The sequence below is a fragment of the Longibaculum muris genome (genome assembly GCF_004343035.1).
Lineage (GTDB): Bacteria > Bacillota_I > Bacilli_A > Erysipelotrichales > Coprobacillaceae > Longibaculum > Longibaculum muris.
Genome location: NZ_SMCQ01000007.1, coordinates 1 through 12,448, shown reverse-complemented (window position 1 = coordinate 12,448; position 12,448 = coordinate 1). Strand labels below are relative to the sequence as shown.

The 12,448-nt window shown below is 31.8% G+C and carries 12 protein-coding genes; 2 read left to right on the top strand and 10 right to left on the bottom strand.

Annotation, left to right across the window (positions count from 1 at the left end):
- Nucleotides 1-20: 20 nt before the first annotated feature.
- Nucleotides 21-2,114: a glutamine synthetase III family protein gene (locus EDD60_RS06560; protein WP_066448421.1), complete on the bottom strand. Its 2,094-nt coding sequence runs from the start codon at nt 2,112-2,114 to the stop codon at nt 21-23.
- Between the two features lie 210 nt (nt 2,115-2,324).
- On the opposite strand from EDD60_RS06560, the gene purF reads away from it, so the two are divergent.
- Entirely contained in the window at nt 2,325-3,725 is a 1,401-nt protein-coding gene (gene purF, locus EDD60_RS06555) for an amidophosphoribosyltransferase (RefSeq protein WP_066448424.1), read from the top strand.
- A gap of 3 nt (nt 3,726-3,728) precedes the next feature.
- Here purF and EDD60_RS06550 read toward each other — a convergent pair whose 3' ends face one another.
- Both EDD60_RS06550 and EDD60_RS06545 read right to left on the bottom strand, forming a co-directional pair.
- On the bottom strand, nt 3,729-4,307 hold the full coding sequence (locus tag EDD60_RS06550; RefSeq protein WP_066448427.1) for an ANTAR domain-containing protein: 579 nt from the start codon (nt 4,305-4,307) through the stop codon (nt 3,729-3,731).
- Nucleotides 4,308-4,311: 4 nt separating this feature from the next.
- Nucleotides 4,312-5,298 (bottom strand): glutamine synthetase beta-grasp domain-containing protein, encoded by a 987-nt coding sequence (locus tag EDD60_RS06545; protein ID WP_066448434.1) that lies wholly within the window; start codon nt 5,296-5,298, stop codon nt 4,312-4,314.
- 392 nt (nt 5,299-5,690) lie between these two features.
- Between EDD60_RS06545 and EDD60_RS16580 the strand changes: the two genes are divergently transcribed.
- A complete protein-coding gene (locus tag EDD60_RS16580) occupies nt 5,691-7,376 on the top strand; it encodes an ammonium transporter (RefSeq protein WP_066448436.1) in 1,686 nt (561 codons plus the stop codon).
- 155 nt (nt 7,377-7,531) lie between these two features.
- On the opposite strand, the gene EDD60_RS06535 is transcribed toward EDD60_RS16580, so the two are convergent.
- From EDD60_RS06535 to EDD60_RS06505, 7 genes are read right to left on the bottom strand one after another with little or no spacing between them, the layout of a single operon-like run.
- Complete coding sequence (locus tag EDD60_RS06535; protein WP_066448438.1) at nt 7,532-8,425, bottom strand: DUF7916 family protein; 894 nt, start codon at nt 8,423-8,425, stop codon at nt 7,532-7,534.
- A gap of 51 nt (nt 8,426-8,476) precedes the next feature.
- Entirely contained in the window at nt 8,477-9,268 is a 792-nt protein-coding gene (locus EDD60_RS06530; protein WP_066448441.1) for a Cof-type HAD-IIB family hydrolase, read from the bottom strand.
- Between the two features lie 58 nt (nt 9,269-9,326).
- Complete coding sequence (locus EDD60_RS06525; RefSeq protein ID WP_066448444.1) at nt 9,327-9,593, bottom strand: hypothetical protein; 267 nt, start codon at nt 9,591-9,593, stop codon at nt 9,327-9,329.
- A gap of 14 nt (nt 9,594-9,607) precedes the next feature.
- Entirely contained in the window at nt 9,608-10,444 is an 837-nt protein-coding gene (locus tag EDD60_RS06520) for a PTS system mannose/fructose/sorbose family transporter subunit IID (protein WP_066448453.1), read from the bottom strand.
- A 1-nt stretch (nt 10,445) separates the two neighbouring features.
- Entirely contained in the window at nt 10,446-11,282 is an 837-nt protein-coding gene (locus tag EDD60_RS06515) for a PTS mannose/fructose/sorbose/N-acetylgalactosamine transporter subunit IIC (protein WP_066448454.1), read from the bottom strand.
- Nucleotides 11,283-11,300: 18 nt separating this feature from the next.
- Entirely contained in the window at nt 11,301-11,792 is a 492-nt protein-coding gene (locus EDD60_RS06510; protein ID WP_066448456.1) for a PTS system mannose/fructose/N-acetylgalactosamine-transporter subunit IIB, read from the bottom strand.
- Nucleotides 11,793-11,807: 15 nt separating this feature from the next.
- Nucleotides 11,808-12,230, bottom strand: coding sequence for a PTS sugar transporter subunit IIA (locus EDD60_RS06505; protein WP_066448459.1), 423 nt, complete (start codon nt 12,228-12,230; stop codon nt 11,808-11,810).
- Between the last annotated feature and the right edge of the window lie 218 nt (nt 12,231-12,448).

Here is a 12,448-nt window from a genome sequence, read left to right as displayed (position 1 = left end):
ATTGATTCCCTCCTTATATTCTAGATAATTCCAAACAAGAGTTTCCCATATGTAGGGAATGGCCATATATCTTGAGCAGTCATTGTTTCAAGTTCATCACATGGTTCACGTAAATCATTCATTGCTAAAATAAGATTATCACGGTAGAAAAATGCTAATTGCTCAAAATCATTGATTGTTTTTGAAGTTTCTAAGATACTTTCTAAATGAGTTAAAGCTTGATATGCCTTATTTAATAATTGTGTCATTTTTTCTAATGTCTCTTTTTCATAACATTGTTGTTGAGAAACTAATTTTTCTTTCATTAAACAAGTTTCTGCAAGTCTTTTTGAATAAAGAGACACAGCTGGTAGAATCTCTTTCTTTGCCATATCTACCATTGTTAATGCTTCAATGTTTAATACTTTGACATATTCTTCCATCATAATTTCATAACGTGAAGTCACTTCTTCTTCATCCAAAACATGATGTCTTTTAAACAATTCAATATTATTTTCTTTTATAAAATAAGGTAAAGCATCAGGTGTTGTCTTTAAATTCAATAATCCTCTCTTTTGGGCTTCTTCAACCCAACTCTCATCATATCCATTACCATTGAAAATAATCTGTTTATGTTCTTTGATTGTACCTTGAATTAAAGCATGTAATGCTGAAGTAAAATCTGGTGCTTTTTCTAAAACATCTGCAAATTGTTTTAATTCATCAGCAATGGCTGTATTCAATACAATATTACATCCTGCAATAGAAGCACTTGATCCCAACATACGGAATTCAAATTTATTTCCAGTAAAAGCAAAAGGAGATGTTCTATTACGATCTGTTGCATCCTTAGCAAATTTAGGTAAAACATGTGCTCCAACTTTCATAATTTCTTTTTCTTTACCATCATAAGGTTGATCATTTTCAATAGCTTCTAAGATTTCTGTTAACTCATCACCTAAGAACACTGAAATAATAGCAGGTGGAGCTTCATTGGCCCCCAAACGGTGATCATTTCCAGCTGTTGCTACTGACAATCTTAATAAATCCTGATGTTCATCAGCAGCTTTTAATACTGCACATAAAAATAATAGGAATTGTGCATTTTCATGTGGAGTCTCACCTGGTTCTAATAGATTTATTCCTGTATCTGTTGAAAGTGACCAGTTGTTATGCTTTCCACTTCCATTAATACCTTCAAATGGTTTTTCATGTAATAAAGCTACTAAATCATGTTTCTTAGCAATTCTTTGAATTAATTCCATTGTTAATTGATTATGATCAGTTGCAATATTAGTTGTTGTAAAAATAGGTGCTAATTCATGTTGGGCAGGTGCAACTTCATTATGTTCAGTTTTAGCTAAAATACCTAATTTCCATAATTCATTATTTAAATCATTCATAAATTCTTGAACCCTTGATTTAATAGTACCAAAATAATGATCTTCCATCTCTTGACCTTTTGGTGAAGGTGCTCCAAACAACGTTCTTCCAGTATAAATTAAATCCTTTCTTTGTTCATAGAATTTTTTATCAACTAAGAAATATTCTTGCTCTGGTCCAACAGTCGTCTTTACAGATTTTACAGTTTCATTTCCAAATAATTTTAAAATTCTTAAAGCTTGTTTATTAACTGCTTCCATACTTCTTAATAATGGTGTTTTTTTATCTAAGGCATGTCCTGAATAAGAACAAAAAGCTGTTGGAATGCATAAAACATTATTTTTAATAAAAGCATATGATGTTGGATCCCATGCTGTATATCCACGTGCTTCAAAAGTTGCTCTTAAGCCTCCATTTGGAAAAGAAGAAGCATCTGGTTCGCCTTTAATTAATTCTTTTCCAGAAAATTCTAAAATTACTTTTCCTTTACCATTAACATTAATGAACCCATCATGTTTTTCAGCAGTGACTCCAGTCATTGGCTGAAACCAATGCGTATAATGAGTTGCACCATGTTCAAGTGCCCAATCTTTCATCGCATTCGCTACTGCATTGGCAATTTTAATATTTAAAGAACGCCCTTCTTTCATTGTTTTTTGTAATTCTCTAAAGGTATCTTTTGGTAATCTTTGTTCCATTGTATCTTCATCAAAAACTAATTCACCAAATAATTCTGTAATACTTTTACTCATATAATCACTCCTTCTTGTTATACTAAAATAAGCGACAAAGGGGTCAAAACATTTCTGTCTCGACTCCCTTGTCGCTTACTTGCCTTGAATTATGCACTGTTTTTTGAAAAATGTCAATAGTTTTTGCTAAAAAATTATTATATCAATAATTTTTTATTGATTATTATGATGACCAGACGTATAATCAAAAAATAAGGAGGACAATAACATATGTATGATTTAAAAGAATTACATGAAGAATGTGGAGTTTTTGGTATTGCAAATCATAAAGACGCTGCACAAATTTGTTATTATGGATTACATAGCCTACAACATCGAGGTCAAGAAGCAGCTGGAATTTTGGTTTCCAATCAACATAAATTAACTGTTCATAAGGGAGAAGGACTTGTTACTGAAGTTTTTAACGCTTCTCAAATTCAAGCATTAAGTGGGGATATGGCAATTGGTCATGTCCGTTATTCAACGGCTGGTGGTGGGGGAATTGCCAATGTACAGCCATTTCTCTTTAGAACTATGCAAGGTGACTTAGGGATTTGTCATAATGGAAATATTGTCAATGCAAATCTTTTAAAATATGAATTAGAAATTCAAGGAAGTATTTTTTCATCATCCTCTGATACAGAAGTGATTGGACATTTGATTAAACGTCAAAATGGACGAATGATTGAAAGAATTTGTCAAGCTTTACAAAGATTAGATGGTGCTTTTGCTTTATTGATTATGTTAGAAGATCGTCTTTATGCAGTGAGAGATAAATATGGTTTAAGACCTCTATCAATTGGACAATTACCTAATGGAGGTTATGTTTTTGCTTCTGAAACATGTGCATTAGATATAGTTGGGGCAAAATTTTTAAGAGATATTGAACCTGGAGAAATCGTGAGAGTCAAAGATGGAAAGTTATTATCAATGCTTTACACTGATGAGCCTATTCAAGATAAAATATGTGCAATGGAATACATTTACTTTTCTCGTCCTGATAGTGATCTTGATGGCATTAATGTTCATACGACACGAAAACTTGCTGGTAAACAATTGTATCAGGAATCTCATGTAGATGCTGATATTGTTATTGGAGTGCCAGATTCTTCTATTTCTGCAGCCATCGGATATTCTGAAGCAGCTGGGATTCCTTATGAGATGGGATTAATTAAAAATAAATATGTTGGCCGTACATTTATTCAACCAACTCAAGAATTACGTAGTCAAGGTGTTCGTATGAAACTTTCAGCAGTATCATCTATTGTTAATAATAAGCGTGTTATTATGATTGATGATTCCATTGTTAGAGGGACAACTTCTAAACGTATTGTAAAACTTCTTAAAGATGCTGGTGCCAAAGAGGTTCATGTAAGAATTGCCTCACCAGCAATTAAATATCCTTGTTTCTATGGTGTAGATACATCCACACAAAGCGAGCTTATCTCTCATAAAATGGATGTTCATGAATTGTGCCAATATATTGGTGCTGACTCTTTGTATTTTATTTCTGAAGAAGGAATAAAAAAATCAATTCATTTTAAAAAAGAACATACATGTGATTTATGTATGGCATGTTTTAATGGTCATTATGTAACATCACTTTATGAAAATGAAGTTGAAAGGGATTGATAATCAATCCCTTCCATATTTATTGATAATATTTTTGACTATTGTTATTTTTGATACTCTTTGATTCATTGCTTCTTTTTCAATATAATGATGAGCCATACTCTCTGACATATATTCATTTTCCATTAATAAACATTTTGCTAAATAAAATTGTTTCATCTCCGATATTTGTTTCAGGAGCTTTTTTTGTTGCATTTGATAATTTTTCATATGACATTGGTAGTTAGACACAAAAGTCAAGAATTGTTTAAATATATCTCTTTGCAATGGTTTGGCAACTATCAAAATACCTAATCCCTCAATCTGTTCTTGAATTTTATCTATATATTGATGTGCTACTAGTATTATCATACAAATATCAGGATATCGTTGATGTAAAGACATCACAAAACGCATTTCATGATGATCGCCTATATAGGGTAAATCAATAATGAAAACATCGACTACTGAATTGGCTAAGTTTTTAGCAATATCTTCTTGATATTGAGCCCACATCACTTCACTTTTAGAAACATTGAAAATCAATGATTTTATGGCTTGAAATCGATCATTTTTTGAAGTACATACAAGACATGATAACATATTCTTACTCCTTCTTGGCTAAGCTTTCCAATAAAGTTAGTGACAGAATATCTTGGATAAAAGTCTTTGTTTGTACTTTTTTTATACCATAAAGTCCCGCCATTAAGAAAAGATAAGTCACAAGATAAGGTTGACATGTTGGTCGTATTGATATGAATTCAATACAATGATTTGATAACACACAATCTAAAGGTTCTTTGGATAAATTTAAAAACTTACATATATCTTGGCTATATTTACAGATTCCTTCATAAAAACTTTGACATGTTTTTTCATCATGAATGTAAAAGCACATATGCAAAGCATTTTCGTGCCATTCTTCAAATTCCCCAAAAGAAGCTATTAAATCATACAAATCAGCACTTGTTTGAATAGCCCACTTCAATGTAATAAATTGATCACAAGCTGTTAAAACATCTTGATATGTTAAATCAACACTATTTTGTCCAGGTCCATAATCATGATATGATAACGATGTTTGAATTGCCATATCATCTAAATTCAAACATATTTGACGACGAATATCTTCTCCTTGATCCATTGGTGCAACATCCAAATAGCCTGCTTCATCATGTGGAACAATAAGTGACTGATCTTTTTTTAACAAATAAAACGATGTTCCTAATTGTAGTTTAATATCAAAACCATTTTGTTTTATTTTATCTTGTTGATTTTGTAGTAATGTTCTTAAATCACTCTCTAAGACATTTCCTTTCTCATCACAAATCTGACAAAAGAAACGTATAACACTACCACTTTGTGGTCGCCAAGGCAAAATATCAAGTGATGTCAAATCAGGTTTTAATAATATCTTTTGATTTTTTGACAATCCTCCTTGAAATACTAAACCATTTTCAATAATATCTTCTATTTGATATGGTCTAACAGATATATTTTTTTGATTTCCAAAAATGTCACAAAAAACCAAACGAATAAATTGTACATCATGTTCTTTTAAAAACAACTTCATATCTTCAATCGTATAATTCATATTTTTCCCCTCCTCAAATATATAAAAAGGCGCTATAAAGAAATGAAATTGATTTCATCTTTATGCGCCCCATATATCTATGTTTTTTATCATAAGCGATTTAACAAATGATGTCAATATTTTTTTAGTATAATAATTATTTATTAACCATTTGTCTTTTTTACAAATAAAATAAAAAAGTTTATTTTATTTAGAATTTTTTGTTGACTTTTTAAAAAGTTTTTGTTATATTATGCCCATACATAAGCAAAGACGCTTTTGATACAGATTGTATCAGAAGCTTTTTTTGTAAATGTATAACTTATATAAGCACAAAGGCGTGTTTTTAAAGTGAAAACTTTAAAATCCGCCTTTTTCTTATATAGGAATAAAGTTTTTAGGAGGGAGAAAATATGCAAGAGATTTTGAATGAAGTTTTTGGAATTTGGTATTTGATGGGTGCTGCCTTAGTATTCTTTATGCAAGCTGGTTTTGCAATGGTAGAGGCAGGTTTTACCAGAGCTAAAAATGCGGGAAACATCATCATGAAAAACTTGATGGATTTTTGTTTGGGGACTGTCGCATTTTTAATTGTTGGTTATACATTTTTATGTGGGACTGACGTTGGAGGTTTATTTGGTTGGGGTGAAAATCCTTTATTTAATTTTACTGGTACAGATTGGTCATCTTTTGTTTTTAATTTAGTCTTTTGTGCAACAGCTGCAACAATTGTTTCAGGTGCAATGGCTGAAAGAACAAAATTTGTATCTTATTGTATTTACAGTATTATCATTAGTTTGATTGTTTATCCTATTGAAGCCCATTGGATTTGGGGTGGTGGCTGGCTAGCACAAAAGGGATTCCATGATTTTGCTGGATCATGTGCCATTCATATGGTTGGTGGAATTACTGCCTTAATTGGTGCTAAAATATTAGGTCCCCGTATTGGAAAGTTTAATAAAGATGGAAGTCCAAATGGGATTCCTGGACACAATATAACAATTGGTGCTTTAGGTTGTTTCATTCTTTGGTTTGGATGGTATGGTTTCAATGGAGCAGCAGCAAAAAATGGATTACAATTAGCTACCATTTTTTCTACAACGACTGTCGCTCCAGCACTTGCGACTTGTACTGTTATGTTAGTTACATGGATAAAATATGGAAAACCAGATGTTGCTATGACGCTTAATGGTTCATTAGCTGGTTTGGTTGCAATTACAGCAGGTTGTGATGCTGTTAATATCTTTGGTGCTGCTATTATTGGTATTTTAGCAGGATTGGTTGTTGTATTTGTTGTATGGTTACTTGATTATAAATTAAAAATTGATGATCCCGTTGGTGCTGTCGCTGTTCATGGTGGATGTGGATTGTTAGGAACTATTTGTGTTGGGTTATTTGCTTGTGGAACAGATACAATGCCTAAAGCTCTTGGATTATTCTATGGTGGTGGATTTGATTTTCTCATCACTCAACTCACTGGTATTGGTGCAGTTGCCTTATGGACAGCTGTGACAATGACAATTGTCTTTTTGATTATTAAATATACTATTGGTTTACGTGTTAGTGAGGAAGAAGAAATTGTTGGTTTGGATAAATTAGAACATGGATTAGAAAGTGCTTATGCAGGATTTGCTATGGATGTTTCATTTGATCCACGTCATAATATGCTTCCATCAAATGAATTAGAAACATCACATGATATTCCATTAAATTCCCCTATATTAAATGAAAAAACATCTTCACTATTGAGTAAAGTTGTTATTATTACAAGACCAGAAAAATTAGAGGTCTTAAAACGTGCAATGGATGGCATTGGTATTACTGGTATGACTGCAACCCATGTCTCTGGATGTGGTATTCAAAGAGGTCAAACATCATATTATCGTGGAGCCAAAGTGAATATGCAATTATTACCAAAATTAAAAATTGAAATTGTTGTCTCTGATATACCTGTTGAAAAGGTTGTCAATGTTGCAAAAAAAGTTCTTTATACTGGACATCCTGGGGATGGAAAAATATTTGTTTACGATGTTGAAAATGTTATTAGGATTTCCTCAGGTGCTCAAGGTCAAAAAGCCTTAAAATATGAAGAAAAATAACTGATTCAATTCCTTAAAAGAAACAGATAAAACTGTTTCTTTTTACTTACTTCTAACATTTCACTAGTCATAAGCCAAATAAAAATAACTATCTCATTTAACAAAGTTAGAGATAGTTATTTTTACTTGTAGCCACTTACCAACTACAATAACTATTATCGATTAATAGATGAAGCCATTTTATGATATGTCCAACGTTTTCCTCTAATTGCAATAGATAATGCCATAATATTTTCTGGTAAAGCAATACCACACCATCCAGCATCACCGATATGTTGAATATCAATACCACAACGTTTATTGACTAATGCTATTTCTCTGATGGTTGCTTCATCACTACCTTCTTGAGAAGTTCCAATTGAACTTAATGATAAAGCCCCTTTAGATTTAATTAACTTACAAGCATTTCTCACTTCTTCTTCAGATAAACCAGGAACAGTATAAACTGCAGGCATTAAGATAATATCTGCTCCAGCATCAATAAATCTTTCAATACTGACTAAATCTACTAATTCTTCATCAATTCCAGAAGAATGCATCTTACCAGCAATAATCATTCCACCAAAATATTCTTTTGCTAATTGAATTGCTTTTTCAATAGAAGCATTGCTGACTCCGGTTCCAGGATTTCCTGTTAAACAAATAAAATCAAATCCAAGTTCTTTTGCTTTGATAAATGTTTCTTTTGTTGCATGACGTCCACTACTTATTTCTTGACGACTTTCCATCATCTTTGCATCTACATCGATTGGTTCAAGATTACATCCTACTGGTCTACCAATTAATTTCTTTAAGAGTTTAATAGGTTCATCAGTTTCAGGTAACCCCATAATTTGCGGATTGTTACAATCAAATACATTTAACAAAACCATATCACTACCAAATGATACTGCAAGTTCAGCATTTGTTAAATCTCCAAGTAAAGGTGGAATTGATACAACTGTTTCTGTCATAACAGTTCTTCCTTCACATGCTAAAATAGATTGTTTTAATTCTTCTTTGGTCATATTAACCATTTCACTAGATGTACAATTTAATAATCTTTTCATTTTAAAAAACCTCCTACACCTATTATACGCTTACCTATCTACAAATGAAAATCATTTGATTTTTAGTTGCTTTAAAATTTTATAAATTCCATCATGATTACAATCATCAGTCACTCTTTCAACTGCCTTTTTAATTTCATCAGGTGCATTTCCCATTGCATAACCATAACCAACTCTCTGTAACATATCCAAATCATTATATTGATCACCAAAAGCTATAGCATCCTTTAAATCAATTGACCACAATTGACACATTCTTTCCACTGCATTCCCTTTAGATATTCCTTCACTCATTATTTCAAGTAAATGGTCAGATGATTTCATAATTGTACAATGAGGAAATTGAGCTTTTAAATCTCTTTCAATAATTTCTAATGATTGAGGATGACAAATACATAAGATTTTATGCACGCAAGATATATCACATGTAAATAAATCTATTTCTAAAGAAGATGCTTTTACAATTTGTTCTTCTTGAATAATTCTAGGATCATTCTTATCTTTAACAAACCATTGATCATATGCATATAAGTTCCAACTTAAATCATAATTTTGTTTCTCTATATAATCAATAATTGCTTTCACATCATTTAATTTCATTGCTTTTTCATAAATGATATTTCGCTTATCATCTAAAATCAAAGCTCCACTATAGGCAATAATTGGACAATAAAATTGATACTCTTTTAAAATTGGATATATTCCTGATGGACTACGTGCTGATACAATAACAAAAGGAATATCTGGTTGTAAATCTAAAATTGCTTGACGTGTTAAAGGTGTCATTTGATGTTGTTCATTTAATAATGTTCCATCAATATCACTAAAGACAATACGATACATATTCTACCCTCCATAAATAAAACGCTTTATTCCAGTAATTGAAATAAAGCATTTTTTATCATTTTATATAATCAATTATTTTTTGGATATTATCCTTACCATTCTTCAAACCAAGTCCAATCACAAAACAAGCAAGAATACTTATAATCATACTTATGATACCTATAATTCTTAATGCAAAATGTAAAGATGGTCCAAATAAAACAAGAACTAAGGATATTGAGGAAAAAATAATAGAATTTCTTAACCATCTTTGTAAATGATTCATCATTTGTGTTTGATATTGAATTTCTTTAATATATGATTGTTTGATTTGAGTTTCCATGATAAGTCTCCTTTTTAATATTTTAAACCTGGATTAAAGAATCCTAATAAGACACCAACAAATGCAATAACAACTAATAATAACATAACTTTAATTGGTGACATTTTCTTTTTTGCTAGTAAATACCAACATAACATAACAAAAGCAGCAGTTAAAAATCCTGGATAAACACTGTTTAATGTTTTTTGTAATTCCAAATAAGGTTCTTTAGCCCCTTCAGCAATCAAAGTAAATGATGTTGTGACATTGACCCATGTGGCTGCAACTGCCCCAATAACAATACCACCTAACATAGTAATTGATTCTCTTAAAGCTTCACCTTGTGATCCAACTAAGAAATCAACAGCTTTTCCACCTAATTCGTACCCTTTAAAATATAAGAACTTCATTCCAAAATAAGCAAACAAGTTCCAAACAACAATGTAGAATATTGCTCCAAGTGGTGAACCACCTGTTGACATTCCCATTGCCACCCCAAGTAAAATAGGAATAATAGTTCCTACAACTAATGAATCTCCAATCCCTGCAAGAGGTCCCATTAACCCTGCACGTAAACCATTAATTGTTTCATCATCAACATCTTGAGCACCATTTGCTCTAGCTTCTTCTAAACCTGCTGTCATCCCAACAATCACTGATCCAACTTGTGGTTCAGTATTAAAGAAAGCTGTATAAGTTTTCATTGATTTTGATTGACTTTCTTTATCTTGATATAACTCCTCTACAATTGGCAACATTGAACATAAATAACCGAATGTTTGCATATGTTCCTGTGAAAAACAAGTCAAGTTTCCATAATACCAATTATGAAATGATTTCGTTAGAGTCTTTTTACTTAATTTTTTATCCATTTTAAATATCCTCCTCGTCATCATCTACATCAACTGTTGCACTTTTTTGTACAGTCAACATTTTAATACGATAGTTAATTAAAGCAAACATACCAGCAATAACTGTTGCTGACACTAAATTGATTCCTAATGCAGCAGCTAAAGTAAATCCAAAGAAAAATGGAATAAAATCAATTGCTTTTGTAACAATTTGTTTTAATAAAATCGCAATCCCAACACAAGGTAATAAAGACCCTACAGTAAATAATGTCATCATTGCAACACCATCCATTGGTAAATATGTTTTAATCATATCAACCATAGGAGCACCCATTTTACACATAATCAATGTAGGAATAAATGAACAAATAATGTGAGAAATCCAAGGTAAAACCATATCAACAACATATAGCTTCTTAAAATCACCTTTTTCTACGGCTTTCCATCCAACATGTTGCCATGCCAAGTTGATTGTTGCTGTTCCATAGAATAAAACTGTTCCTAAAGTTCCAACCATTGTTCCAAATGAAGTTGCCATAGCTGCCCCATCAGCTGAAGCTGCATCTAAACCATAACTCTTAATTGCAATCATTGCTAATGGAATCCCAATATAGCTGACTGCACGAACATCAGCAGAAACTGTTCCCCCTGGTGTAACTAAAGCAATATAAACAACTTGCATAGCTACCCCAACTAAAATGCCAGTTGCAATATCACCTAAAATAATTCCACATACTAAACCTCCGACTAATGGTCTCCCTAAAGTGTAGTTCCCAACTGAAGTTCCACCAAGTCCAGGCATACTTGATAAACAAGCAAATAATCCAAGCAATGCTGCTTGTAACCAACTAATTTCCATACTTTTTCTCCCCTCTTATTAGTATCCAAATTTACCTTTAAAATCATCCCAAGTTCCAATAGAAACATCAGGAAGTAATGCGAACTTAATCTTATAACCAGCTTTTGCCATTTTCTCAAAAGCATCAGCTTCATCTTGAGTAATCGATTGATTATTACCTAATTTAATTGCCCCTTCTCGATCATTACAAGGTCCTACAATCACTGTATCAATATCACATTGAAATCCTTGTTCAACTAAAATCTTACACATGTCTATAGGATTTTTAGCAATTAAGAAATAACGTGTATCACTTGCAAGTACTTTAGCTGATTTTTTCTTAAAATCATCCAATGTCCAGACAAATGTTTTTTTACCACTTGCTGCTTTATAAGCAGCTTTTAAAACATCATTTGTTGCGGCTTTATCATTTACAGCAATCAATCCATCACAAGGATATTCTCTAGCCCAACGTGTACAAGTTTGTCCATGAATCATACGATCATCAATACGAATAAAAGTTACTGCCATTATTATCTCCTCCTTTTAAATATCTTCCTCATCATCACTAACAACTTTAAATTCCTTTAAAGCACCATGTGCTTCATTTAAAATCTGTTCCTTTAGATACTCTTGATCAAAAGCATCTTTCATAAGCACTGTTGTTAATGCTAAAGGTAAATTCATACCACCAATGACTAATGTCTTTTGACTCATTTGATGTTCAGCAATCACATTCATTGCCGTCGTTAAAGGTGAACCACCAATTAAATCCCCCAACAAAATAATCTCATCATCACTTGTTACTTGACTTATTGCCTGGTTAAATACTTGGGCAAATTCATCTGCACTTTGTCCATCATGTAACCCAACAGCAATAACATCATCTCTTTTTCCAGCCAACATCTTTAAAGCATCAAATAATCCCTCAGCAAATAATCCATGACTGACTAAGACAACATATTTCACTTTTCTCCCTCCTTTATAAGACACTCATATTCTATCATTAAAGCGTTTTCATTCCAGTTGTCGAATGTCATAAAATCACTATGTCAAATCTCACCTCTTTATATGACAATTGTCACAAAGAAAAAGGGGCTGTAACGACTAAGTGGTTTTTGAACCATTTAGGACGCTCAGTCCTTTTTTTCTTTGATAACTAAAAAACACATTAAGTTATTTTTTAT